The 24,265-nt window shown below is 67.7% G+C and carries 22 protein-coding genes; 13 read left to right on the forward strand and 9 right to left on the reverse strand.

What is annotated here, in order from left to right:
* Positions 1-2: 2 nt before the first annotated feature.
* The 4 genes from E1261_RS06875 to E1261_RS06890 form a co-directional block, all read right to left on the reverse strand.
* Entirely contained in the window at positions 3-251 is a 249-nt protein-coding gene (locus E1261_RS06875) for a DUF2630 family protein (RefSeq protein ID WP_132403621.1), read from the reverse strand.
* Positions 248-1,015 (reverse strand): ABC transporter permease, encoded by a 768-nt coding sequence (locus E1261_RS06880; RefSeq protein WP_132403623.1) that lies wholly within the window; start codon positions 1,013-1,015, stop codon positions 248-250. The genes E1261_RS06875 and E1261_RS06880 overlap by 4 nt, the downstream gene beginning before the upstream one ends.
* 124 nt (positions 1,016-1,139) lie before the next feature.
* Positions 1,140-2,861, reverse strand: a complete 1,722-nt coding sequence (locus E1261_RS06885) for an AMP-binding protein (protein WP_132403626.1) — start codon at positions 2,859-2,861, stop codon at positions 1,140-1,142.
* Positions 2,862-2,912: 51 nt separating this feature from the next.
* Positions 2,913-3,953, reverse strand: coding sequence for an ArsB/NhaD family transporter (locus E1261_RS06890; protein WP_132403629.1), 1,041 nt, complete (start codon positions 3,951-3,953; stop codon positions 2,913-2,915).
* Positions 3,954-3,994: 41 nt separating this feature from the next.
* On the opposite strand from E1261_RS06890, the gene E1261_RS06895 reads away from it, so the two are divergent.
* Positions 3,995-6,721 carry a bifunctional acetate--CoA ligase family protein/GNAT family N-acetyltransferase gene (locus E1261_RS06895; RefSeq protein ID WP_132403632.1) on the forward strand — a complete coding sequence of 909 codons (2,727 nt, stop codon included), beginning with the start codon at positions 3,995-3,997 and terminating at the stop codon, positions 6,719-6,721.
* Positions 6,722-6,851: 130 nt separating this feature from the next.
* Here E1261_RS06895 and E1261_RS06900 read toward each other — a convergent pair whose 3' ends face one another.
* Positions 6,852-7,361, reverse strand: a complete 510-nt coding sequence (locus E1261_RS06900; RefSeq protein WP_132403635.1) for a DUF2087 domain-containing protein — start codon at positions 7,359-7,361, stop codon at positions 6,852-6,854.
* A gap of 52 nt (positions 7,362-7,413) precedes the next feature.
* Between E1261_RS06900 and E1261_RS06905 the strand changes: the two genes are divergently transcribed.
* The 6 genes from E1261_RS06905 (at position 7,414) to E1261_RS06930 (ending at position 13,833) form a co-directional block, all read left to right on the forward strand.
* Positions 7,414-8,463 (forward strand): P1 family peptidase, encoded by a 1,050-nt coding sequence (locus tag E1261_RS06905; RefSeq protein WP_132403638.1) that lies wholly within the window; start codon positions 7,414-7,416, stop codon positions 8,461-8,463.
* 53 nt (positions 8,464-8,516) lie between these two features.
* Positions 8,517-9,527, forward strand: coding sequence for a S66 family peptidase (locus tag E1261_RS06910; RefSeq protein WP_132403641.1), 1,011 nt, complete (start codon positions 8,517-8,519; stop codon positions 9,525-9,527).
* Between the two features lie 109 nt (positions 9,528-9,636).
* On the forward strand, positions 9,637-10,344 hold the full coding sequence (locus tag E1261_RS06915) for an ABC transporter ATP-binding protein (RefSeq protein ID WP_132403644.1): 708 nt from the start codon (positions 9,637-9,639) through the stop codon (positions 10,342-10,344).
* Positions 10,345-10,349: 5 nt separating this feature from the next.
* Positions 10,350-11,987, forward strand: a complete 1,638-nt coding sequence (locus E1261_RS06920) for an FtsX-like permease family protein (protein WP_238176051.1) — start codon at positions 10,350-10,352, stop codon at positions 11,985-11,987.
* Between the two features lie 102 nt (positions 11,988-12,089).
* Positions 12,090-12,701 carry a DUF5998 family protein gene (locus E1261_RS06925; RefSeq protein ID WP_132403650.1) on the forward strand — a complete coding sequence of 204 codons (612 nt, stop codon included), beginning with the start codon at positions 12,090-12,092 and terminating at the stop codon, positions 12,699-12,701.
* 7 nt (positions 12,702-12,708) lie between these two features.
* The gene (locus tag E1261_RS06930) at positions 12,709-13,833 is read left to right on the forward strand and encodes an alkaline phosphatase family protein (protein WP_132403653.1); all 1,125 of its coding nucleotides are present in this window, start codon (positions 12,709-12,711) and stop codon (positions 13,831-13,833) included.
* On the opposite strand, the gene E1261_RS06935 is transcribed toward E1261_RS06930, so the two are convergent.
* Entirely contained in the window at positions 13,830-15,473 is a 1,644-nt protein-coding gene (locus E1261_RS06935; protein WP_238176052.1) for a S8 family peptidase, read from the reverse strand. The two genes, E1261_RS06930 and E1261_RS06935, sit on opposite strands and share 4 nt — an antisense overlap.
* 154 nt (positions 15,474-15,627) lie before the next feature.
* On the opposite strand from E1261_RS06935, the gene E1261_RS06940 reads away from it, so the two are divergent.
* Both E1261_RS06940 and E1261_RS06945 read left to right on the forward strand, forming a co-directional pair.
* On the forward strand, positions 15,628-16,281 hold the full coding sequence (locus tag E1261_RS06940; protein WP_132403659.1) for a thymidine kinase: 654 nt from the start codon (positions 15,628-15,630) through the stop codon (positions 16,279-16,281).
* Positions 16,278-17,093, forward strand: a complete 816-nt coding sequence (locus E1261_RS06945) for a sulfurtransferase (protein WP_132403662.1) — start codon at positions 16,278-16,280, stop codon at positions 17,091-17,093. Before E1261_RS06940 ends, E1261_RS06945 begins: the two co-directional genes overlap by 4 nt.
* A 90-nt stretch (positions 17,094-17,183) precedes the next feature.
* On the opposite strand, the gene E1261_RS06950 is transcribed toward E1261_RS06945, so the two are convergent.
* Positions 17,184-18,056, reverse strand: coding sequence for a type IV toxin-antitoxin system AbiEi family antitoxin domain-containing protein (locus E1261_RS06950; RefSeq protein ID WP_132403665.1), 873 nt, complete (start codon positions 18,054-18,056; stop codon positions 17,184-17,186).
* 242 nt (positions 18,057-18,298) lie between these two features.
* Between E1261_RS06950 and E1261_RS06955 the strand changes: the two genes are divergently transcribed.
* Complete coding sequence (locus tag E1261_RS06955) at positions 18,299-19,357, forward strand: DUF4185 domain-containing protein (protein WP_132403668.1); 1,059 nt, start codon at positions 18,299-18,301, stop codon at positions 19,355-19,357.
* 28 nt (positions 19,358-19,385) lie between these two features.
* On the opposite strand, the gene E1261_RS06960 is transcribed toward E1261_RS06955, so the two are convergent.
* Together E1261_RS06960 and E1261_RS06965 are read right to left on the reverse strand one after the other, a co-directional pair.
* On the reverse strand, positions 19,386-20,363 hold the full coding sequence (locus E1261_RS06960) for a hypothetical protein (protein ID WP_132403671.1): 978 nt from the start codon (positions 20,361-20,363) through the stop codon (positions 19,386-19,388).
* 47 nt (positions 20,364-20,410) lie between these two features.
* Positions 20,411-20,878, reverse strand: coding sequence for a GNAT family N-acetyltransferase (locus E1261_RS06965; protein WP_132403674.1), 468 nt, complete (start codon positions 20,876-20,878; stop codon positions 20,411-20,413).
* A 191-nt stretch (positions 20,879-21,069) separates the two neighbouring features.
* Here E1261_RS06965 and E1261_RS06970 point away from each other — a divergent pair, with 191 nt between their 5' ends.
* The 3 genes from E1261_RS06970 to E1261_RS06980 are packed head-to-tail and all read left to right on the forward strand — an operon-like array spanning position 21,070 to position 24,248.
* Complete coding sequence (locus E1261_RS06970; protein WP_132403677.1) at positions 21,070-22,446, forward strand: ABC transporter substrate-binding protein; 1,377 nt, start codon at positions 21,070-21,072, stop codon at positions 22,444-22,446.
* A gap of 3 nt (positions 22,447-22,449) precedes the next feature.
* Positions 22,450-23,370, forward strand: coding sequence for a carbohydrate ABC transporter permease (locus E1261_RS06975; RefSeq protein ID WP_132403680.1), 921 nt, complete (start codon positions 22,450-22,452; stop codon positions 23,368-23,370).
* Positions 23,367-24,248 carry a carbohydrate ABC transporter permease gene (locus tag E1261_RS06980; protein WP_132403683.1) on the forward strand — a complete coding sequence of 294 codons (882 nt, stop codon included), beginning with the start codon at positions 23,367-23,369 and terminating at the stop codon, positions 24,246-24,248. The genes E1261_RS06975 and E1261_RS06980 overlap by 4 nt, the downstream gene beginning before the upstream one ends.
* Positions 24,249-24,265 lie beyond the last annotated feature (17 nt).

Here is a 24,265-nt window from a genome sequence, read left to right on the forward strand (position 1 = left end):
GCTTAGTTCAGGTAGCCCTCGACGGTGGAGGCGGGGCGGGCTTCGGCGGTCTCGGGGTCCTCGCCGAACTCGCGCTTGGCGCGGCGCTGGCGGAGCAGGTCCCAGCACTGGTCCAGCTCGACCTCGAGGGCCTTCAGGCGGTCGCGCTCCTCGCCGTCGCCGATCTCGCCGGCCGCGCGCTTGTTGCGGAGCTCGTGCTCCTCGGCCACGAGGGCGTCGATCTTGGTGAAGATGTTGTTGTCATCGGTCATGAGGAAACGGTACGCCCGTCCGGTAGGCGGGAGCGGGAGAGCAGTTCGGTGATGGTGAGGATGGCGATTGTTTCTGCTGCCATCAGGCCGATCAGTACGACGAGTTGCAGCGCGGCCGCGGCTGCGGGGGAGGCGCCGCCGAGGACCATGCCGACGAAGGCACCGGGCAGGGAGACCAGGCCGACGGTTCGGGTCTGGTCGAGGGCGGGGAGCAGCGCGTCGCCGGCGACCGGGCCGACGACGAGTTTGAAGGCCTCGCGGGGGAGCAGTCCGATCGACAGACCGGCCTCGAACTCGCCGAATCGGGTGCCGTACTCGCTCAGCACCCGGCGTCCCGCGAGCGTGGTGGCGGTCATGGCTCCGCCGACGATGATGCCGCCCATCGGCAGGATCGTGGCCGGGTTCCGCGGGACGACGCCGGGCAGGATGAGGATCAGCAGGACGCTGAACGCACCCGCCCCGATCGCGGCACCGCAGTACAGCCACTGATGGCGGATCTCCGCGGTTTGGTGCAACCGCCGCATGCTCGTGAACGTCGCGACACCGAACATCAGCAGCACGAAGGCGATCGCCCCGAGCGTGTGCTGCAGTGCGAACCCGACGACCAGTCCAACCGCCGCCAACTGCACAACCGCCCGCAGCGCCGCGGTGACAACCCCCTTGTCGTGCCGCAGCCCGGCGTACCGGGATCCCGCCACAGCGATCGCGATCAGCAGCGGCAGCACGATCAACGCAGCGGGCCCGAGCCCGGTGTCGAACGACATCCGCCCATTTCAGCACGCGGCGTACAGAAGAACTGGTAGTACGCGGCTCCCGAGCGCGTCGCCAGGCGTGCACCGGGCGGAACGGCGGCATGTCTGGTGCACCACTAACAGTCCTTGTGTACGCCTACTCGGTCTTGAAGTCCGCCTCGTCGTAGGAATGCTCGGTGCTTTCGCCGGCGGAGACCTTCGCGGCCTCGTCGGTGCGGAGTTCGACGCGGCGGATCTTGCCGGAGATCGTCTTCGGCAGCTCGGCGAACTCGATCCGCCGGATCCGCTTGTACGGCGCCAAGTGGTCGCGGCAGAACTGCAGAATCTCAGCGGCGAGTTCGCGGGACGGTTCGTGGCCGGCGGCCAGTACGACGTACGCCTTCGGAACGGCGAGTCGGACCGGATCCGGTGACGGCACCACGGCGGCCTCGGCGACGGCGGGGTGCTCGATCAGCACCGACTCCAGTTCGAAGGGCGAGATGCGGTAGTCGCTCGCCTTGAAGACGTCGTCCGAGCGGCCGACGTACGTGATGTAGCCGTCCTCGTCCCGGCTCGCGACGTCGCCGGTGTGGTAGAAACCGCCGCGGGTCGCCTCGGCGGTCAGCTCCTCGGCATCGCGGTAGCCGCGCATCAGCGGGACCGGCGGGGGAGCGAGCTCGATGCAGATCTCGCCGTCGTCACCGATCTCGTCGGTACTCGGGTCGATCAGCGCGATCGCGTACCCGGGCAGCGGCCGGCCCATCGAGCCGAGTTTGACCGGCTGACCAGGCGGGTTGCCGATCTGCGCGGTTGTCTCGGTCTGCCCGTAGCCGTCGCGGATCGTGATGCCCCACGCGTTGCGGACCTGGTCGATCACCTCGGGGTTGAGCGGCTCCCCGGCCGAGATGCACTCGCGGATCGCGACCTCGACCGCGGACAGATCCGCCTGAATCAGCATCCGCCAGACCGTCGGCGGTGCGCAGAACGTCGTCACGCCGTACGTCTGGAGGACCCGCAGCATCTTCTCCGCGTCGAAGCGGGAGTAGTTGTAGAGGAAGACGGTCGCGCCGGCGTTCCAGGGGGCGAAGACATTGCTCCACGAGTGCTTGGCCCAGCCGGGCGAGGAGACGTTCAGGTGGACGTCGCCGGGCTGGAGGCCGATCCAGTACATGGTCGACAGGTGGCCGACCGGGTAGCTGACCTGCGTGTGCTCGACCAGCTTCGGCTGACTCGTCGTACCGGACGTGAAGTACAGCAGCAACGAGTCGTCAGCCGCGGTGTCCACGTCCGGCACGGGACCGTCGTACTGCGCGAAGTCGTCGTAGTGCAGCCACCCCTCGACCGGCTCACCGACCGCCACCCGCAGACAATCGTCCGCGATCCCGTCGTACCGGCCGGTCTCGTCGCTCGCGGTCACCACCGCACGAACGTTGCCGCGGGCAATCCGGTCGGCCAGGTCGGCGTCTGTGAGCAGGGTCGTTGCCGGGATCATCACCGCGCCGGCCCGGATACAGCCGAGCATCGTCTCCCACAGCGGTACGACGTTGCCGAGCACGATCAGCACCCTGTCTCCCGGCTTCAGCCCGGCCTCGGTGAGCCAGCCGGCGATCTTGCGTGAACGCTCGCCCAGCTCGGCGTACGTGCGCGAGTTGACCTCGCCGTCCTCCTCGACGATCGTCAGCGCCGCGACCTCGCCCTGCTCGACCGCCAGCGCGTCGAACCAGTCCCGCGCCCAGTTGAACCGCTCGAACACCGGCCACTTGAAGTCCCGGTACGCCGTCCTGTAGTCCTCCCGGTGCGCGACCAGGAAGTCCCGCGCCGCCCGGAACTCCCGCGTCACATCCGCCGTGCTCTGCTCGGTGCTGTCGGCTTCGCTCATGCCCGCATGATTGCCCACCCACTACCGATCGGTAAACGTCCGCCGGGTGTGTCAGATCGCGAGTACGGCGCCGGTCACCACGAGCGGCGTCAGGATCAGGCCGCGCCAGAGGAAGGACCACCAGGTGATGGTGACGCTGGCGGCTTTGCAGCGGGCTCGCCACAGGAGGGTCGCCAGAGAGCCCCAGAGGGTGAGGAGGCAGCCGGTGTTGACGCCGATCAGGAGAGCGGTCATCCGGTGCGGGTCGGAGGCGGCGACCGGTTCTATCGCGAGGTAGGCGGGCAGGTTGTCGAAGAGGTTCGCGCCGAGGGCTGCGGTGGCGCTCAGGCGCAGGTCGGAGGTGGTTCCGGCGACCTGCTTGAGGAGGCCCTCCAGGCCGTGGTCGGTGAGGAACGCGACGATGGCGAAGAGGACAACGACCCCGACGACCAGTTTGGCCGGGATGAGCGACCAGCGGAGTTCGCTGCGGCGGCGGATCGCGAACAGAACGACCAGCATGAGCGCTCCGATACTCGCCGGCCAGGCGACCTCGATACCCGAGACGAAGGCGGGCCCGAGCAGTACGCAGACCGCGGTCGCGCTCCAGAACAGCACCTTGTCCTCGACCGCGGGAGTCGCCGGTACGTCGTACGTCCGGCCGAGGTCGCGATGGAACAACACCGCCAGCACGACGACCGTGATCACGATCGCGGCGATCGCCGGCCGCCAACTGACGCTCAGGTACGGCGTGTCCAGCTGGCGGAAATGGTGCAGCGCGAGCAGGTTGGTGAGATTCGACACCGGCAGCAGGAGGGACGCCGTACCTGCCAGCCAGACGGTCGTGAACGCGAACAGCTTCGGCGGGATGTCGAGCTGGCGAGCCATCGCGAGGACGACCGGGGTGAGTAGCACCGCGCAGGTGTCCAGCGAGAGCACAATCGTCAGCCCGGTGGCGAGAACGACCACGAGCAACCAGAGCCGCCAGACCCGGCCGCGCGCCAGGTGGGCGGCCTCCCGGGCAGCCACGTCGAAGACCTTGGCCTTGTCGGCCAGCTCGGCGATCACGGTCACTGCGATCAGAAACACCAGTACCGGTGCGATCCGCGCGACCAAATTCCCCGTCTCCTATCGGTTGCGTTGAGTACGCTGGCGGGGTGACCTCGCCGGATGACACGTCTGCTGGACAGCTTGCACAGTATGCCGTGCAGGCCCCGGCCGATTACCCGGTGGACTTCGAGGCCGATGTGGTGCTGCGGGACGGCGCCACCGCCCGCCTGCGCCCGATCACCCCGAGCGACGCCGACCTGCTGGTCCAGTTCTACGCACGGGTGTCGGAGCAGTCGAAGTACTACCGCTTCTTCGCGCCGTACCCGCAACTTTCGGACCGCGATGTGGCGCGCTTCACCCAGGTCGACTACCACGACCGGCTCGCGCTGATCGTGACCGTGGGCAACGAGATGATCGGCGTCGGCCGGTACGAACGGACAGGCCGCCGTACGGCGGAAGTCGCGTTCCTGATCGAGGACGCGCATCAGGGCCGGGGCCTCGGGCAACTGCTGCTCGAGCACCTGGCCCAGGCTGCCCGGGAGAACGGGATCGCCCACTTCGTCGCCGAGGTGCTGCCGGACAACCGCAAGATGATCACCGTCTTCACTGAGGCCGGGTACAAGGTCGCGCGTGAGTTCGAGGACGGCGTGATCATGGTCGAGTTCGACATCGCGCCGACCGATACGTCGTTCGGGGTGATGCAGGCGCGTGAGCAGCGTTCGGAGGCGCTGTCGATCGCGCGGCTGCTGACGCCGTCGAGCGTCGCGGTCATCGGTGCATCGCGGCGCGATGGCACGATCGGGAACGCGCTGCTGCGGAACCTGCGCGACAGTGGATTCTCGGGTCGCATGTACGCCGTCAACGCGGACACCTCGGCGGCCGAGATCGAGGGAGTTCCGGCGTACCCGACCATTCGCGATGTGCCGGACACGGTCGACCTCGTGATCGTCGCGGTCAAGGCCGAGATGGTGTCGGACGTCGTGTTGGACTGTGCCGCCAAGGGCGTGCGGGGTCTGGTCGTGGTGTCGAGTGGGTTCGCCGAGATCGGTGATGAGGGCCGTCGGCGGCAACGACAGTTGGTCGGGCTGGCCCGCTCGTACGGGATGCGGGTGATCGGGCCGAACGCGCTCGGGCTGATCAACACTGCGGCTGGGGTTTCGCTGAACGCGACGTTGTCGCCGGTGATGCCGAGCCGTGGGCGGGTCGCGTTCTTCTGCCAGTCGGGTGCGCTCGGTGTGCCGATCCTGGCCGATATGGCCGCGCGTGGGGTGGGGTTGTCGTCCTTTGTCTCCGCGGGGAACCGGGCCGATGTCTCGGGCAACGACTTGATGCAGTTCTGGTACTCCGACGAGGCGACCGAGGTCGTGCTGCTGTACTTGGAGTCGCTGGGCAACCCGCGCAAGTTCAGCCGGGTCGCACGGCGGCTCGCGGGGCGGAAGCCGGTGATCGCGCTGAAGTCGGGCCGCGCCACGCAAGGTGTGCCGGTCGGTCAGCTGGTCCGGCGAAGCAAGTTGCCGGCCGCAACGATCGACTCGATGTTCCGGCAGAGCGGTCTGATCGGGGTCGACACGACCGGCGAGCTGTTCGATGTCGCGCAGTTGCTCGCCCACCAGCCGCTGCCGAAGGGCCGCCGGGTCTCGATCGTCAGCAACTCCGACGCGCTAACCCTGCTGGCCCTGGACACGATGGCGGGCGTCGGGCTCAAGGTCGCCGGCGATCCGCGCAACCTCAGCCCCGACGCGTCCGCCGCCGACTTCGGTACCGCGCTGGCCGAGGTGTTCGCCGACGATCGGGTGCACTCGGTCGTGGTCATCTACACCCCGCCGGTGCAATCCAGCGGCGCCGAGGTGGCCGCCGTACTGGCTGCTGCCGCGGCTGGCTCGGACAAGCCGGTCGTCTCGACGTTCCTCGCGTCGCGGAGCGTGCCGAAGGAGTTGCAGGTTCCGGATGATGAGGGTGGTGCGGCGCGTGGGTCGATCCCGTCGTTCCTGAACCCGCAGTACGCCGTGGGTGCGCTGGCCAAGGCGACCCAGTACGCCGAATGGCGCCGGCGGTCGGACAGCGGCGTACCGGAGTTGCCGGACGTGGATACCGCCGGCGCCGAGGCCTTCGTCACGGAGTATCTGCAGCGGCACCCTCAGGGCGCGGACCTCGACGACTCGGACCGCCAGATGCTGCTGAGCTTCTATGGCATCTCCGTCCTGCCCGCGTTCCCAGTGCTGAGCGCGGACGAGGCGGTCGCCCGGGCCGAGGATCTCGGCTTCGAGGTGATCCTGAAGGCGACCGCCGAGCAGTGGCGGATGCGGCCCGACCTCGCCGACATCTGGCGACACATCCACGACGAGGACGACATGCGTGCGGCCTGGGCCGAGATGACCACGACCTTCGGGGTCGCGGCGGATCCGGCGCGTGCCCAGTTCGTCGTACAGAAGATGGCACCGCCCGGCGTACCGGTGGTGATCTCGGCCGAGGAGGACGTCTCCTTCGGCCCGGTCGTCACCTTCGGCCTCTCCGGCGTCGCCACTGACCTACTGGGCGACCGCTCCTACCGCATGCCGCCGCTCACGACCCGCGACGCCGCCGAGATGGTCCGCGAAGTCCGCGCCGCGCCGTTGCTTTACGGCTACCGAGGCACCGACCCCGCCGACATAGCCGCCATCGAAAACCTCCTCCACCGAGTCTCCCGCCTCACCCTCGACCTGGAAGAGGTCGTCAAGCTAGACCTCCGCTCAGTCCTGGTAGCCATCCAAGGCGCCACCGTCCTGGACGCCGCCATCCGCATCGCCCCGAACGAAAAACCCCGCCAGGACACCGCCGTACGACGCCTCACCTGACCCGGCTTGATCGGCGCACGGTAGCTAAGGACACGTAGTAGTGGGTCTACCGCAACCTCGCGGCGCGCGGCTGAGCGTGGGGACCGCTCGGCGGGAGGACTACTACGTGTCGTTAGCGACAGACCGGGGGTCAGGGAGTGCGGCGGTAGATGCTGTTGGTTCGGGTGAGGAGGCGGGCGTCTACCAGTTCGCGGCGGAGGGCTGCGTGGTCGGGGTGCCAGTGGTTGAGTAGCTCGTTGACCTCGGGCTCGGGATAGGAGCGGCCCGGTTCGAACGATTTCACCACGTGCTCGAGGACGACGCGGAGTTTGTCCGGGTACGTCGGGAAGTGGGTCAGCCGGCCGTCGCGGATGAAGGCCTTGAGTACGGAGTCGCGTTCGGGGTCGGCGTCGAGGGGTGTCCGGGTAGGGCGCTCGGCGCGGACTGCGTTCTTGAACGCGTCCTGGTCGGCCTGTAGCGAGGGGGACGCCGTGACGAGGCCGGCCTTGATCAGCTTCTGCAGGGCTTTGCCGACCGCGGCTCCGGAGAGGCCGGTCGAGCCGGCTACCTGGTCGGGGGTGGTGGCACCGAGGACGACGGCGGAGTAGGTGCGCAACCGGGACGGTTCGGCCAGCAGACCACAGAGCTGATCGGTGTTCATACCTACCAAGCTAATGTCGGTGGCAACCAGATTTTCTGCCTGAGGAGCGCGCATGCAGCCGGGTCCGTACAACGCGATCACCGACGTACCCGGGCTCCTGGTCGGACAGGTCGAGCGCGTCGACGCTCCCTACCTGACCGGTACGACGGTCGTCTACGTACCGGCCACTGCCGTCGCCGGTGTGGACGTGCGCGGCGGTGCACCCGGCACCCGCGAGACCGACCTGCTCGACCCGGTGAACTCGAACCCAGGCGTGAACGCGGTCGTCCTGACCGGCGGCAGCGCCTACGGCCTCGACGCGGCCGGGGGAGTGATGCGCTGGCTCGAAGAGCGTGGTGAAGGAATCCGGGTCGGCCAAGGCGAGAAGGACGTCGTCCCGATCGTGCCGTCGGCGGTGATCTTCGACCTCGGCCGTGGCGGTGGCTTCCAGGCGCGCCCGGACGCGTCGTGGGGGACCGACGCGATCTCTCGAGCCTCCGACGGACCGGTTGCCCTAGGCAATCATGGTGCCGGGGCCGGTGCGCGGGCCCGGTCGCTGAAGGGCGGCGTCGGCTCGGCGAGCGTCCGGCTGGACGACGGGACCACCGTCGGTGCACTGGTGATCGTCAACGCGGCCGGTTCGGCGGTCGATGCGGACGGCGTGCTGCACGGCGCGCGCTACGGGCTTGGTGACGAGTTCGCCCACCTCAAGACCCCGACCGAGCCGCCGCCACCCGCAGCTCCGGGCCGCAACCTGATCCCGGGGCCGGCCATGAACACCGTGATCGCCGTCGTCGCGACCGACGTACCGCTGGACAAGGCCGCCACCAAACGGATGGCGATGATCGCGCACGACGGACTGGCCCGGGGCATCGACCCGATCCACACCCTCGTCGACGGCGACAGCATCTTCGCGCTGTCCACGCTAGGAGACGACGGCCCACGGCTGAGCGTCACCGACCCGACCGCACTCGCGCAACTCGAGGCGGTCTACGCGGGAGCGGCCCGCACACTGACCCGCGCGATCGTGCACGCGATGCTCAATGCCGAGACGGTCGAGACCCCGACCGGCCCGATCCCGAGCTACCGCGACGCCTACCCGTCGGCCTTCCGAAGCTCGTAGCGCAGTCGAAACTCGTAGGCGCCAGCCTGGCCGCCCGTGCCAGAATCCGGCTCATGTCAGTGAGATACCCACGTCCGCTACGCCCCGGTGACCGCGTAGGCGTCACCTCTCCTTCGAGTGGAGTCGCGAAGGATCTGCTCGCACGCCTCGACGCAGGGATCCGCACAGTGGAGGCCCGGGGCTACAAGGTCGTCGTCGGTGACTGCATGGACGGCACCGGCCACGTGAGCGCACCGGCCGAGGATCGCGCCGCCGAGCTGATGGCGATGCTGACCGATCCCACCATCCGCGCGGTGATCCCGCCGTGGGGCGGTGAGACCGCGATCGACCTGCTCCCGCTGCTCGATTGGGACCGGCTCCGCAAAGCTGAGCCGACCTGGGTCGTCGGATATTCCGACATGTCCACGATCATGACGCCGCTGACGCTCCGCACGGGCGTGGCGACGATCCACGGCAACAATCTGATGGATACGCCGTACCGGACGCCCGAAGGCCTCCTGTCGTGGCTCGACATCGCCGCCGCGCAGCCGGGGCACCAGTTCACCCAGACGCCGCCCAACCGCTATCGATCCACCGGTTGGGACGAGTGGCAAACCCAACCTGACGTCAGCGAGTTCACGCTCGACACACCGGGCAGGTGGACGCGACTCGACGCCGACGGTGACGTGGAGGTCGAAGGACGCCTGATCGGCGGCTGCATCGAAACCCTCTGCAACCTCGCCGGTACGCCGTACCTCGACGTCTCGAATCTCGGCGACCTGATCGTGTACGTCGAAGCGGCCGGGGACGAGGCCTTCACGATCTGCCGGAATCTGCACGGGATGCGGCTGGCCGGCCTCTTCGACGACGCGAACGCGGTCCTGGTCGGCCGGACCAGAGCACCGGATGCCGCCTCGCTCACCCAGCACGAGGCGGTTCTCGACGCTCTCGGGTCCCTGAACGTCCCGATCATCGCCGACGTCGAGTGCGGCCACGTGCCGCCGTACCTGCCGATCGTCAACGGGGCCCACGGCCGCGTCGTACACACGTCGACCCGCAGTGAACTGACCCAAACGCTGACCTAGGCGTACGACTCCAGTACTACGCCGGGTCGCCGAAGGACACCGGAAGGCGATGCGAAGACCGGTCCACGGACCGACGAATCGAGGCTTGGTTCGCGGAAAGCTCGTCATCATGAGCTTCCAGAGTCCCCAACTCGCCCCGCAGGTCGTCCTCAGTGGACACGGCCTGATCAAGTACTACGGAGATGTCGTCGGACTGGCCGGCGTCGATGTCGGCGTCCGGTCCGGCGAGGCGCTGGCCGTGATGGGCCCCAGTGGCAACGGCAAGTCCACGCTGCTGCATGTGCTGGCCGGCATCCTCACTCCGGACCAGGGGGAGGTGTGGCTGGGCGGCGAGCGCGTCGACCAGTTGAACGACGCCGCCCGGACCGTACTGCGGCGCCGCCGGCTCGGGTTCGTCTTCCAGGACAACCAACTGCTGGCCGAACTGCCGGCCGACGAGAACGTTGCGCTACCCCTGATGGTTGACGGCCTTAGCCGCCGCGACGCGATCGGCCGGGCGCGGAACATGCTGGCCCAGGTCGGCCTGGCCAACGAGGCCGGCCGCCGGCCCGGTGAACTGTCCGGCGGCCAAGCGCAACGCGTCGCGATCGCCCGCGCACTCGTCGGCGAACCACAGGTGGTGTTCGCCGATGAGCCGACCGGTGCGCTCGACGCGACCACGGGCTCGCAGGTCATCGACCTGCTGATCGGCGCGGCCACCCATCGCGGTGCCGCAGTCGTCGTGGTGACCCACGACAACTCGGTCGCCGCCCGCTGCCACCGCATCATGACGATCGTCGACGGCCGCGTCCACGAAAACGTGGGGGCGACCCGATGAATCCCATGACAGATCTAGGGCTGCGTTTTGTACGGCGCCCTGGCCCGGGCGGCCGTGCCGCCAACCTGGCGGCGCTGGGGGCGACCGCGATCGTCGCGCTGCTCGTGACGTTCCTGATCGCAGGCTCGCTGGGGATCTCGCATCGCTCGGACCGGATCGGCTGGCGGGGTGCCGATTCGGCCGACGCGGCCACGGCCATCGGTGCTCTGCACACTGTCGACGGCAAGAAGGTCGACGGGAAGCCGCTGCTGCAGGTCGACCTCGCCATCCTGAAGCCGACCAACCAGCCGCCTCCGCCGGGACTCGATCATCTGCCGAAGCCGGGCGAGGTGTTCGTCTCGCCGGAGGTGGCCAAGCACTGGGCCAGCCTCAAGGGTGAGTTCGGCCTGGACAAGCCGACCGGAGTGATCACCGACAAAGGTCTGTCCTCACCTGAAGAACTCGTTCTGATCCACGGCGTGGACAAGATCGACAGCAAGTACCCGGACTACGTCGCCAGCTGGCAGACCACCGCGATGGACGGCCGGTTGGGCGGTCTGCTGATCGCAGTGGCGTTCGGCATCATCCTGGTGCTGTTCCCGCTCCTCAGCCTGGTCGGCCAGGCAGCCGGGGTCGCAGCGAAGCGCCGCGAGCACAGACTGGCCGCTCTGCGACTCGCTGGCTCCACCCGCTCCCAGGTGCTCTGGCTGAGCGCTGTCGAACAGGCAGTACTGGGTCTGGCGGGCGCAGTGGTCGGTCTGGTCGGGTACGTCGTTCTGACGCCACTGATCGCGCAGATCCCGCTAGGTGGCGGCCGCTGGTTCGTTTCCGACATCGCACCGCCGTGGTGGGCCGTGCTGATCGTGCTGACCGCCGTACCGGTGTTGTCGGTGCTCAGCGCACTGATCGGGCTCGGCCGGGTCAGCATCACCCCGCTGGGCGTCGTACGGGGTCAGACACGCAAGTCGACCACTGCGCTGCGGCTGCTGCCACTGCTCGTGGGACCGATCGCACTGGCCAGCCTGGGTATGGGGGCTGCGATCGTGCCGCTGCTCATCGCGATCGGGTTCGCAGCACTCGCCGTACGGATCCTTGGGCCGTTCGCGGTTCAGATCATCGGCAAGATGATGGCCAACCTGGCCAACGGGCCCATCGCGTTGCTGGCCGGTCGCCGGCTCGCGGACGACCCGAAGGCCGCATTCCGGCCGGTCGCCGCGCTGGTACTGAGCGGATTCGTCACCGGGTTCATCTCGGTCTTCATGCCGGGCGGGGACGACGACCCGATCTGGCAGGACATGCGGATCGGCGTCGCGCTGCTGATGGGGCTGGTGTTCCTGACCGCGGCCGCCTCCACGGCTGCCGGAGCAGTCGGTACGGCGCTCGACCAGGCCGGACCGGCCAAGGCGCTGCGCCGATCCGGCGTACCGCTCAGCGTGATCGAACGGTCGGCGCGTCTCGCCGCGCTGGTTCCGGTGGTCGGAGTCGGTCTGCCGGTGGTCGGGTTCGGTGCGTTGTGTGCGCTGGCACTGAGCGGCGGGCAGATCGCCACGGAGGGAAATTCCGGCATCCTGCTGCTGATCGGGCAGGTCGTGGTCGGGCTCGTCCTGGTCGCCGCGGCCGGGATGGCGGGCGCACCGGTCCTGCGGAAGGCAAGTGCGAACTGATCGCGCTTGGCCGAAGGCCAACAGTGTCATTGTCCACAAGGCGCAGCGTCATTGTCCACAAGGCGGAATCGCCGCGGGCGCGGGTCGTGCAAGGATGAGGGTATGCGTGACCTGAATACACCGGAGCTCGTGGACGCCTCACCGGAGCTGCGCGCCGCGATCGACCACTGCGGTTACTACCCCGACGTCGTGACGGACTCGCTCGCGATTGCGATCGCGAGCGAGCCGATCCGGGCCTTCGTGCTGCAGCACGAGCCGACGTTCGACCGCGACGAGGTCCGGCGGCACATCACCATCCTGGCGCTCACCCCGACCCGGCTGATCGTCGGGCACACCGACGAGCACGCGGCCGACGATCTGATCCGGGCGCCGTACGCGTCGACCTCGACCGAGGCCATCCCGCTGTCCCGGGTGAACGCAGTGGTGGTGAACCGGGTGGTTCCGAACCCCGCGGGCTACGCGTCCGGCAAGTCCGACCCGGCGGTGGCCGGCGGTGGCGAGGTCGTGCTGACGATCGGCTGGGGCATGGTGAACCGGATCGACCTCGAGCCCGCCGTCTGCGCCGACCCGAACTGCGAAGCCGACCACGGCTACACCGGCTCGGTCGCCGCCGACGACATCTCGCTGCGGATCAGCGCCGCCGCCGACGGCCCGGCCGGTATCCAGCAGGTGCTGGACTTCGCGCGAGCGCTGTCGTTCGCGACCACGAAGTAGTCGTCCCATGATCGCTTCGGTGAGCCCGCAGTACGGCGGGGGTGCGCTCGCCGACGTACTGCCGTCGGTGGCCGGCGCCTTGTCGGTCCCTGACTTCACGAACACCCTGCGACTGCCACTGGCCTCCCGGTACGCCGTCCTGCTGTTCGACGGCCTCGGGTGGAATAACCTGCAACGCTATGCGGAGTCCGCGCCGTACCTGTCGTCGCTGTTGGCGACCGGGCGCAGCCTGACCGCCGGGGTGCCGTCGACGACCGCGGTCAGTTTGACCAGTCTTGGGACCGGGCTGCCGCCGGGTGCGCACGGGATGATCGGCTACACGTCGATCGTCCCGGAGACGGGTGCACTGCTGAATGCACTGCAGTGGGATGCGCCGGTCGATCCGTGGAAGTGGCAGCCGCACACCACGGTCTTCGATCGGGTGGCTGCGGCCGGCGTGGTGACGCGGAATGTGAGCAAGGCGCGGTTCGAGAAGTCCGGGCTGACCCGGGCGGCGTTCCGGGGGAGTATCCATCGGGGTGCGGACACGGTCGAGGACCGGCTGGACGCGACCCGGTTCGCCAGTCGGGAGGGCCGGTCGTCGCTGACCTACGTGTACGACTCCCAGCTCGACTACACCGGTCACGGGCAGGGTTGCGACTCGTGGCAGTGGCGGAAGGAACTGGTGGCTGCGGATGCGTTCGCGTTCCAGGTCCGCGCGGCGTTGCCACGGTACGCCGTACTGGTGGTGATCGCCGATCACGGAATGATCGATGTCGCCCCGGAGAACCGGGTTGATCTCGATGCCGAGCCGGCGCTCACCGACGGGTTGCGGCTGATCGGTGGCGAGTCGCGGTTCCGGCATCTGTACTGCGTGGATGGCGCGCAGGACGACGTACTGGCGACGTACCGGGAGCGGCTCGGCGACCGGGCGCTCGTGCTCAGTCGGGACGAGGCGATCGGGCGGGGATGGTTCGGAGCTGTCGAGGATCGGGTGGCGCCGCGGCTGGGTGATGTCGTGGTGGCCGCGCTCGGACCGCTGTCACTGGTGGCGAGCCGGCGGTTCCCGCAAGAGGCTGGGCTGATCGGGCTGCACGGCTCGCTGACGGCCGACGAGATGGAGATTCCGCTCCTCGTCGACCCCGGTCACTAGAAGCTCCAGACGTTCCAGAAGAAACTCTCGCTGGCGGTCTTCGCCTCGCCGTCGCGGGCGATGACCGTCACCTTGTAGCGCCCGGCGCCCGGAGTCAGTACGCCGGTGATCCAGCCGCGCTGCGGGTCGATCTCCAGGCCCGGGGGCAGACCGTTCGCGGAGTAGCTGATCACGCCGCTGCCGCCCATGCCCTTGATGAGCAGCGGCAGGGCCGGTGCGCCGCCGAAGCCGAGCTGCTCGGCCGGCTTCGTCACCGAGATCGCACCCTTCGGCTGACCGGCAGCCGCGCCGACGGCCTCGGCTGCGTCGACCAGACCTTCACCGAAGTACGAGTTGTTGGTCGCACTGCCCTTACAACTCGCCGACATCCCGGTTGGGCAGGCGATGTCGTTGGCCTGCTGAGCAAGTTTGGCGCGCACCTGCTGCGGAGTGAGCTTCGGGTTCGCACTGCGCAGCAACGCGGCCACTCCGGCCACATGCGGCGAGGCCATCGACGTACCGCTCATTGCCTGGTAGCCGCCACCGGGGACGGTCGAGTACACGTTCTCACCCGGGGCGGCGAGGTTGATCTTGCCTTCACCGAAGTTCGAGAAGCGCGACTTGGCGCTGCTGGCGTCGACGGAGGACACCACGACGACATTCGGCAGCTCGGTCGGCAGACTCAGGCAGTCGTTGGTGACCTGGCGCGGGGCCGGGGTGGTGTCGTTCGGGCTGGAGTCGTCGGAACCCTTGCTGGCCAGGTCGTAGGTCTCGTTACCGGCTGCGGCGATGTTCACGACGCCCTTGGAGTCGGCGTACGCGACCGAGCGCTTGACCGCCTCCGAGATCGCGTCCTGGTCCTGGTTCGACGGGCACAGGAACATCCACGGGTCGACGTAGTAGCTGTTGTTGGTGACCGAGACGCCCTTGTCGGCGGCGAACATGAACGAGCAGACCGTGTTCTCCGGGAAGAACAGGTCGCTACCGCTCTCAGCAACCCGGATGGACGAGACCTTCACACCAGGTGCCACCCCGATCATGCCGGTCCCGTTCTTGGCGGCGGCGATCGTGCCGGCCACGTGAGTGCCGTGATCGGCGATCGGTCGCCAGGCGCCGGGCCGGGTGTCAGCCTTGCCGTAGGCACAGGACGCCGACTTGCCGGCGTCGAAGTTCGCCTTGAGATCGGAGTGCTGGTCGTCCACGCCGGTGTCCAGGACTGCGACGGTGACCGTCTTCGCGCCGAGGGTCTTGGTCCAGGCCCGGTCCGCGCCGATCTGGGTCATGTCAGCGCGGTCGATCTCGGGAGTCGTGGTGGCCGTCTCGGTCTCGGCCGGGGGGAGCGGCGGGTTCGCCACGTCTGCGGGCAGGTCGCCGGTGCGGGTCGCGCCGACCTTCTGGACGCCCTCGGTCGTGCGCACCTTCGAGGCGAAATCGACGTTGCTCGAGTGCGCGACGATCACCCCGATCGCGTCGTACGCGGCATAGACCGTGCCACCGTTCTGCGTGATCGCGGCGGCGGCCTGGACGGTCTTCGCCGGCTCGGTGATCACGAAGTACGCACGCAGCCCGGCCGTGGACCGCACCGGAACAGCGACGGCCGCCGGAGCGACGGAGGCGGTCGTGAAACAGACCGCGACGAACAGCAGCAGGGCTTTGCGCACACCCCATTCAATCCGTCCCGAGGTGCAGAACCAAGCCGGGGTCCACCAAACCCACAACGTCCGAACCTCCGGAGGGCGTGGTCGGCGTGTTTTCGGACGTTGCGACATACCCCGACGTGCGGGGCGGGCGGTTGACTTGGCAGGATGATCGCCCGTGGCTGAGCTGCTCTACTTCACCGGGACCATGGACTGCGGAAAGTCCACGCTGGCGCTGCAGATGGATCACAACCACAAGGCGCGCGGGCGCCGGGGGCGGATCTTCACCAGCCACGACCGGGCGGGTGAGTCGGTGCTGTCGTCCCGGCTCGGCCTGGTCGCCGAGGCGATCGAGGTGCGGCCCGAATTCGACTTCTGGGATCACGTGGTCAACGAGCTCACGCAGGGTGGGCGGGTCGACTACGTGGTCTGTGACGAGGCGCAGTTCTACTCCGCGCTGCAGATCGAGCAGCTCGCCCGGCTGGTCGACGAGCTGCAGATCGACGTCTTCTGCTTCGGGATCCTGACCGACTTCCGGGCAACCCTGTTCCCCGGATCCGCGCGGCTGGTCGAGCTCGCCGACCGGATGGAACTGCTCCAGGTCGAGGCGCTCTGCTGGTGCGGCGAGAGGGCCACTCACAACGCCCGTACGATCGGTGGAGAGATGGTGACCGAGGGCGAGCAGCTGGCAGTGGGCGACATCGAGAGCAACGCGGCCCAAATGGCCTACGAGGTGCTCTGCCGTCGCCACCACCGCCGTCGCCTCACCCAGGCCCGAGCCCGCGCGACCTTGTCACCCGAAGTCCTACCGTTCGGAGGAGCCCACTCGTGACCAGCCCCCTGATCACCGTCGACGAACTGCGCACCCTGAACCCCGTGCTCATCGACGCCACCTGGAACCTGGCCGGCCCGCCCGGCCGCGAGGCGTACGACGCCGGCCACATCCCCGGCGCCTACTTCGTGGACCTCGACACCGAGCTCGCCGGACCACCCGGCCCCGGCCGCCACCCGTTGCCCGACGCAACCACAGTCACCGCCCTGGTACGCCGTACTGGGGCGTCGGCGGACACCCCGGTGGTCGTGTACGACGCGGCGAACTCACTGGCGGCCGCACGTGCCTGGTGGATCCTCCGCTACTTCGGCCTCACCAACGTCCGCGTGCTGGACGGCGGCCTGGCCGCCTGGCGTGCGGCCGGGGGAGAGGTGACCACCGTCGTACCGGCCGACGGCGACAGCGACTTCACCGCAACGCCCGGCCATCTACCCTTCGTCGACGCCGAAGGTGCCGCCAAGGTCGCCGCGTCCGGTGTACTCCTCGACGCCCGGGCCCCCGAACGCTTCGCCGGCGAGGTCGAGCCGATGGACAAGGTCGCCGGCCACATCCCCGGCGCAGTCAACACCCCCATGGCCGACCTCCTCACCCCCGACGGCCACTTCAAGCCAACGGAGGACCTGGCCGCCTACTTCGCCGACCACGGAGCCACAGCCGACACCGACCTGGCCACCTACTGCGGCTCCGGCGTAACCGCCACCCACACCGCCCTGGCCCTGGAAGCAGTAGGCATCCAATCCCCCGTCTACATCGGCTCCTGGTCCGACTGGATCACCAACCCCACCCGCCCCATAGCCACCGGCCGCGACTGAGCTTCGGCGTACACAAGAACTGTTAGTACGCTGCCTTCGTGGCGTCGTTTCCGCCCGACACGCTGTGAACAAGGCCGGTTGCGGTGCCTACTACCAGTCCTTCTGTACAGCACCACGCTGAGCCAGGGCGGCCCGCACCGTGGCGATGACCCAGTCCGGGTCGTCGAGAACCTGGCGATAGGTGAAGCGAAGCACCAGCCAGCCCGCGGCGACGAGGTCGTCGTACCGTCGGCAGTCCTCCGCGAACTTGGGCGAGGAGCCGTGCCACTCGTAGCCCTCTGCCTCGATCGCGATCCGCGCTCGCCGGTGACCCAGATCGACCCGGGCCAGGCGTCCTGCTGTCGTCACCAGCACCTGCGGTTCGAAGTCGTAGATGCCGGCGGACAGCAGCAGGCTGCGCATGATCGACTCCAGGAAACTGGCTGAGCGGGCGTCCGCTGCGGCTGCGACGGCCAGCGCATTGGCCCGGCCTCGGCCGCGTACCCCGTCGGCCGCAGCCTGAAGTTCCTCCGAGCTCAAGTGGCCGGAAGCCAAGGCGGCATCTCCCACTGCGAGCGCTTCGCCGAACGGAAGGATCCGGGCGCAGTCGACGACGGTTCGCTCCAACGAGGTGAGTCCCCGCCGCAGGTCGGTCGCGGCCAGGTCGGCCCAATGGAGTACGGCCGGTGGACCGACCTTGACCTTGCGGTGCACCGGCAGCGTGACATGCGGTTTGGGCGGCGATACCAGGAGTGGCAACCGCCAAGCCTGTGCCGCGCTGGTGTGCGACAGCGCACCGGCATAGGCGAGCGCGGTGGACCGGCGGGCGCTGAGCTGCGGATGGCCGTACACACCGCGGGTCAGCCGGACGATCTCCCCGCTCTTGACCGCCCGCGCCAGGGCGCGCCGCGAGGTCATTGCCGCCAGTTCGGCGAACGTGGCACTACCACCCAACTGAGCCAGCACCTCGGCAACGGATCTCATCCCAATATCGTGCCGACTTTCCGCGAACCGCCGCAGAAGTTATCCACAGGCGTACAGACGGACTGTTCATAGGTCTACCGCAGCCGATGGGAGCAGCCGTGGACCGGGGCTGGAGCAGACTGCAGGCGCCGCGTACTGACAGTTCTTGTGTACGCCGTAAGGGTTGACTTCAGTCGGCGAGTCTTGGATGGTAGCCGGAGAAATCGATTTCCCGTCCGCCCCTTCAAGCTGGGAGTCAGTCGATGGAGCTTTCTCGGAGAACGTTTTTGAGTGCGACGGCAGGTGCTGGTGCCGCGGTCGCGTTGCCTGGCACGGCGTTGGCCGGGGTGCAGGCGGTGACGACGAACAAGGTGAAGGATCTGACCGGGCCCGGGTTGACCGATCGGTTCCGGATGGCGGGTACCGACCTGGGGATTCCGGCGCGGGCGCCGGACGGGCGGATGGTGTTCGTGTTCGGCGACACGTTCGAGGAGGCTCGGGTCGGGGGTGGCTGGTGGCGGTCGCCGGTGGCTTTGTGGTCGAACACGACGAACCTGGCCGGAGGAGTGGAGTGGTCGGGGGCCGTGGGTGGTGCGGCGGCTCAGCAGTTGTGGGACTACCCGCATGACAACCCGACGTTCTCGACCGTGCTGCCGTCGGACGTGATCACGATCGGCGGGTCGATGTACCTGCACGTGATGGTGAACAAGGGTCTCGGGAACGTGGTGTGGACCGAGATCTGGCGCAGCGACAACTCGGGCGCGAACTGGTACCACACCGGCGCGAAGTTCGATCCGAACATCGACGGCGGTCTGTTCCAGTGCATCACCTGGGGCGAGGGCAACGACGGCTACGTCTACGTGTACTCGACCGGCTTCCAGCGCAACAAGCCGATCATCCTGAAGCGGGTCCGCAGCAACCAGATCGCGAACCCGGCGGCGTACGAGCCCTGGGGTTTCCGCAACAACGCCTGGGGCTGGGGCAACCCGGCCACCCCGATCCTGAACGGCAGCTTCGGCGAACTCTGCCTGCGCCCGCTCGGCGGCAAGTGGATCCTGACCTGGTTCAACGCCGGCGACTACCGCATCGACGGCATGATCATGGACACCCCCACCTCGAACCTCTACACCGCCTACCGCCAGACCCTCATCTACGGCGGAGCCTGGGGCCAGGAGAACGACAACCACGTCGCCCAACTGTACGGCGGCTACATCATCCCCGGCTCCACCCTGAGCGACCTCCACCTCTCAGTCAGCCAATGGAACACCGACGCCGGCTGGCCCTACCGCTCCATGCAATTCCGCGTCCGAGGCTTCGGCTAAAGAACGCAGTGGTTAAAGACCGCAGTGGCTAAGACCGGCACACCCCACCCGGCTCCTGGGAGAACCGGCTCTCCCACAGGTGTGGATCGCCGGAGATGCCTTTCCACACCACACGGCCGGTGCCTAGGGCCGGCTTGCGGCTGGTACCGCCGGCGCCACAAACAACCGCTTGCGGCTGCCAGGCGCCCGGCCCGGTACGACGGGTGTACCAGAGATGGTTGTCGTTACCGATCCCTCGCCAGATCACTATTCCGTCGTCGATCTCGGGAGCAAAGCTCGTTCCCCCACCGCCGCCGATCTCGCGCGGGGTGCTCCATTCCCCTGGGACGGTGTGGAAGCTGTAGAACATCTGCGTTGTCCCGAGCTTGCGCCAGACAACGGCCGTCGATCCGTCGCGATCCCAGTCGAGGTCCCCGACACTGACGCCGTCCGAGGACAGAGTGTCGCGGGTGGGAGGAATCTTGTCCCGGCCTCCCCAGCTTCCGGAGACGGTTCCATCGCCGTACATCACGGCATCGTTCGTCACCGGTGAAGAGTCGTCGTGCCAGGCGACACTGACGCCGTACCGTCCGTCCCAATAGCGATTCGCGCTGATCGAGGGCCCAGAGACGGAGCGGTCGTCGGTGCCGGTGAGGCGGTGCGGAGCCGACCAGTCCAGCATCGGTCCCCGGCCGACCGTGATGTACACGTGGTTGTCCAGCCCGGTCCACGCCACGATCCGTACGCCGCCGTCCAGACACTCGACATCGGGAGCGAACCGCGTACGGACGGTTGTGTCGGGCAGCGTCCAGTTCCTCCCATCGATGTTGATGTAGACACGGTCCGGGTCGCTCTCGCCCTTCCAGACGGTGGTTCCGGTGCCACAGGCCCCCGGACCAGCCGATGTCAGCCCACTGATCTGCACCTGTTCGGTCCAGTACAGCGGGTCGTACGCCTGGGCTTGGGAGGCGGTGAGCAGGCTGATGGCCAGGATCGTTGCGCACGCGGCGGTCTTGATGAGTCGCATGGGGCAACGGTCGGCGGACCGCATGTCATGCGCATTACACCGGGCTGTCAGAGGTTCAGGACCAGTGTTTCCGAGGTTCCGTTGATCTCGACGAACTTGAAGCCGGCGGACCTGTAGAGGGCTGCGGCTGGGTTGTTCGGGTCGACGCTCAATGACAAGCGCCGGTACGGCGCCGCTCGCGCGGTGTCGGCGAGGGTGGTGAGCAGTGCTCGGGCGATTCCGCGTCTGCGGTACGCGGGAGCCACGCCGAGAGTCAGCTCGGGTACGTCGTCGGCGACATACCCGTAGCCGCCCGGGACGAGGCGTGCCCACGTCGCCCCGGCCGGTGTGCCGTCGATCTCTGCGATGACCCCGAAGTCATCGGCCTGGGGCCAGCCGTCGAGGTAGCGCCACACCTTGTCGTCGGCGCGGGCCTTCTCGAGGGTGAACCAGTTCTCGCCGGTCCAGTTGCAGGCCTCCAGCAGCATCGCGGCCAGGAAGTCGAGGTCGTCGGCGGTCGCCGGTCGGAGCAGCATGCGGTCATCATCGGCGACCGCTCAAACTCTGGCGAGCCTATTTCGGGCCGGGCGTTGGTGGTTCGGCATGTTTCTCCTCGGTCGGGGGCTGACGTCGGAGGCCGGTCGGTGAGATCGACACCGGCTAGGCATTGAATTAGTAACACGCTTGGTTTAACTTACTCGAAATTCGGAAACCTGAGGAGTTCCGCATGACGAGAGTGAACAGGTTGGGCGCCGGACTGGGCGTGGCGGGACTGGCGCTCGGCCTGGTGGCGTGCGCCGACGGATCGACGCCCGCGGACAGTACCGGCGCGATCGACGAGAAGGCGCCGGTCACGATCACGATCGGGGACCGCCCGACCCCGGACAAGCCGAACGACATCAAGGCGTTCGAGCAGAAGATCAAGGACTTCACGGCCAAGTACCCGAACATCACCGTGAAGTCGACCGAAACCGCCTGGCAGGCGCAGACGTTCCAGGCGCAGGTGGCCGGTGGGACGCTGCCGACGGTGATGAACATCAGCTTCACCGAGCCGGCCAACATGATCCCGAACAAGCAGCTGCCGGACATCACCGACGAGCTGAAACTGGTCGACCTGACCAAGGACCTGAACCCGAACGTGCTGAAGATCGTCCAGGACGACCAGGGGCGGATCTACGGCGTACCGATCGATGTCTTCTCGGTCGGGCTGGCCTACAACCGGGCGCTGTTCACGCAGGCCGGGCTCGACCCGGACAAGCCGCCGACGACCTGGGACGAGGTCCGCCAGTACGCCAAGCAGATCGCGGACAAGACCGGCAAGGCCGGTTACGCGCAGCTGACCACGAACAACACCGGTGGCTGGATGCTGACCACGATGACCTACAGCATGGGTGGGACGGTCCAGAGCCAGGACGGCAAGAAGAGCACGTTCAACGACGCGCCGACCAAGAAGGGGCTGCAGCTTCTCAAGGACATGCGCTGGACCGACAACTCGATGGGCAGCCGCTTCCTCTACAACCAGGAGGAGGTTCGCCAGGACTTCGCGGCCGGCAAGATCGGCATGGTCATGCAGGCGCCGGACGCCTTCGACATGAGCGTGAAGAACTTCGGCATGAAGCCGGCTGACTACGGGCACGCCGCGCTGCCCCAGGACGGCGGTCCGCACGGGACGCTGACCGGTGGTTCGCTGAAGATGATCAGCCCGAAGGCGACCAAGAACGAGATCGTCGCCGCGCTGAAGTGGATCAAGTTCGACCAGTTCGACAAGTTCACCGACGAGGCCGTCGCGGTGGCCGACGCCAAGACCACGATCGCGGACAAGGGCTTCGTCGGCCGTCCGGGGATCACGCCGCTGAGCCAGTCGACGTACGACCAGTACAACAAGTGGCGCGAGCCGTACGTAAACGTGCCGGTGAAGCAGTTCCAGGGCTACATCGACTCGACCACCTCGCTGAAGCTGCTGCCCGAGCCGGGCAACAAGGGCCAGGAGGTCTACTCGCTGCTCGACCCGGTCGTCCAGCAGGTGCTCACGAAGAAGGATGCGGATATCGACAAGCTACTGAGCGAGACCGCCTCGAAGATCGACGCACGCCTCGCGCGGTAACCCATGTTCCAGACAACCAACCAGACCCGCAGCGGTACCAGGTCCCTCCTGACCTGGTACCGCTCCGGCGGGCTCAGCGCCGTCCTGTTCGCCGTACCGCTGGTGCTGACCTTCCTGTACTTCTCCTGGGGCCCGATCCTCCGCGGCCTGGTCCTCAGCTTCCAGAAGAACAACCTGGTCGCCGCCCCGGAGTGGGTCGGGATGGCGAACTTCAGCTACGTACTGACCGACCCGCAACTCCCACAGGCCGCGCTCAACACCCTGTACTTCGCTGCGCTGGCACTGCTGTTCGGATTCCCGGTGCCGTTGTTCCTGGCCGTGTTCGTCAGCGAACTGCGGACCACCGGCTGGCTCTACAACGTGCTGTCCTACCTGCCGGCCGTCGTACCGCCGGTGGCCGCGATCCTGCTCTGGACGTTCTTCTACGACCCGAGCGCGTCCGGCGTGTTCAACTCGATCCTGGGCTGGTTCGGGATCGGCCCGTTCGCCTGGCTGAACTCGCAGAGTCTGGCGATGCCGGCGATCGTGCTCGAGGCGACCTGGGCCGGCGCGGGCGCCACGTCGATCATCTACCTGGCCGCGCTGACCGGCGTACGGACGGAGTTGTACGAGGCGGCCGAGCTCGACGGGGCCGGGATCTGGAGCCGGATCTGGCACGTCACGCTGCCGCAGATCCGCGGAATCATCTTCATCATGATGCTCCTGCAGCTGATCGGGACGTTCCAGGTCTTCACCGAACCGTTCCTGTTCACCGGCGGCGGACCGAACAACGCCACCACGACGATCCTGCTGCTGATCTACCGCTACGCGTTCGTCAACGGCGACTTCGGCGCCGCGACCGCACTCAGCGTCCTGCTCGCCGGGGTGCTCTGCCTGCTGTCGGTCGTCTACCACTTCGTCACCCGCCGCTGGAGCACGACATGACCCATGAGCGCGGAATCATCTCGACCCAGGACCGACGCCGTACGGCGGTCCGCTACGGCCTGCCCGCGATCCAGGTGCTGATCTTCATCGCGGTACTGATCGCCGGCGTCGGACCGCTGCTCTGGCTGCTGAAGTCCGGTGTCTCCACCAGCCAGGACATCCTGAGCGGCCCGATGCAGCTGTGGCCGTCGGGTATCCAGCTGAAGAACATCCCCGACGCCTGGAACCGCGTCCAGATCGGCGCGTATCTCGGCAACACGGCGTTCATCGCGATCGGCTCGATGATCTCGACCCTGTTCGTCTGTACGACGGGAGCCTTCGTCCTGAGCGTGCTCCGGCCGAAATGGGGCCCGATCGTCACGGGCGCCGTACTCGCGACGCTCTTCCTGCCCGGCGTCATCTCACTCGTCCCGCTCTACATGACGATCCTGAAGATGCCGGTGCTCGGGATCAGCCTGCAGAACACGTTCTGGGCGGTTTGGCTGCCGTCGGCGGCCGGTGCGTTCAACGTGCTGGTGATGAAGCGGTACTTCGACTCGATCCCGCGCGAACTGATCGAGGCCGCCCGGATCGACGGCGCGAGCAACCTGCGGATGTTCACCGCGCTGATCCTGCCGCTGTCCAAGCCGATCGTCGGCGTAGTCGCGCTGCTCACGGTGATCGGTTCCTGGAAGGACTACCTCTGGCCGCTGCTCGTCCTGCCGGACCCGAAACTGCAGCCGATCTCGGTCGCCCTGCCCCGGGTGGCCAAGACCACTGAGATCTCCCTGCAGATGAGCGCGTTGTTCCTGGCGGTACTGATCCCGGTCGTGCTGTTCTTGGTCTTCCAGAAACAGTTCCTGAGAGGTGTTGGCATGTCAGGCGGTATCAAGGAATGACGTCTGCTCTCAATGGC

Origin of the sequence: Kribbella albertanoniae, from assembly GCF_004348455.1 — a bacterium.
GTDB classification, from domain to species: domain Bacteria; phylum Actinomycetota; class Actinomycetes; order Propionibacteriales; family Kribbellaceae; genus Kribbella; species Kribbella albertanoniae.

Bases quoted from the DNA above. Each gene is read 5' to 3' on its own strand.
- E1261_RS06875 (WP_132403621.1), bottom strand. From the start codon at position 251: ATGACCGATGACAACAACATCTTCACCAAGATCGACGCCCTCGTGGCC.
- E1261_RS06880 (WP_132403623.1), bottom strand. From the start codon at position 1,015: ATGTCGTTCGACACCGGGCTCGGGCCCGCTGCGTTGATCGTGCTGCCG.
- E1261_RS06885 (WP_132403626.1), bottom strand. From the start codon at position 2,861: ATGAGCGAAGCCGACAGCACCGAGCAGAGCACGGCGGATGTGACGCGG.
- E1261_RS06900 (WP_132403635.1), bottom strand. From the start codon at position 7,361: ATGAACACCGATCAGCTCTGTGGTCTGCTGGCCGAACCGTCCCGGTTG.
- E1261_RS06905 (WP_132403638.1), top strand. From the start codon at position 7,414: ATGCAGCCGGGTCCGTACAACGCGATCACCGACGTACCCGGGCTCCTG.
- E1261_RS06910 (WP_132403641.1), top strand. From the start codon at position 8,517: ATGTCAGTGAGATACCCACGTCCGCTACGCCCCGGTGACCGCGTAGGC.
- E1261_RS06915 (WP_132403644.1), top strand. From the start codon at position 9,637: ATGAGCTTCCAGAGTCCCCAACTCGCCCCGCAGGTCGTCCTCAGTGGA.
- E1261_RS06920 (WP_238176051.1), top strand. From the start codon at position 10,350: ATGACAGATCTAGGGCTGCGTTTTGTACGGCGCCCTGGCCCGGGCGGC.
- E1261_RS06925 (WP_132403650.1), top strand. From the start codon at position 12,090: ATGCGTGACCTGAATACACCGGAGCTCGTGGACGCCTCACCGGAGCTG.
- E1261_RS06930 (WP_132403653.1), top strand. From the start codon at position 12,709: ATGATCGCTTCGGTGAGCCCGCAGTACGGCGGGGGTGCGCTCGCCGAC.
- E1261_RS06950 (WP_132403665.1), bottom strand. From the start codon at position 18,056: ATGAGATCCGTTGCCGAGGTGCTGGCTCAGTTGGGTGGTAGTGCCACG.
- E1261_RS06955 (WP_132403668.1), top strand. From the start codon at position 18,299: ATGGAGCTTTCTCGGAGAACGTTTTTGAGTGCGACGGCAGGTGCTGGT.
- E1261_RS06960 (WP_132403671.1), bottom strand. From the start codon at position 20,363: ATGCGACTCATCAAGACCGCCGCGTGCGCAACGATCCTGGCCATCAGC.
- E1261_RS06965 (WP_132403674.1), bottom strand. From the start codon at position 20,878: ATGCTGCTCCGACCGGCGACCGCCGACGACCTCGACTTCCTGGCCGCG.
- E1261_RS06970 (WP_132403677.1), top strand. From the start codon at position 21,070: ATGACGAGAGTGAACAGGTTGGGCGCCGGACTGGGCGTGGCGGGACTG.
- E1261_RS06975 (WP_132403680.1), top strand. From the start codon at position 22,450: ATGTTCCAGACAACCAACCAGACCCGCAGCGGTACCAGGTCCCTCCTG.
- E1261_RS06980 (WP_132403683.1), top strand. From the start codon at position 23,367: ATGACCCATGAGCGCGGAATCATCTCGACCCAGGACCGACGCCGTACG.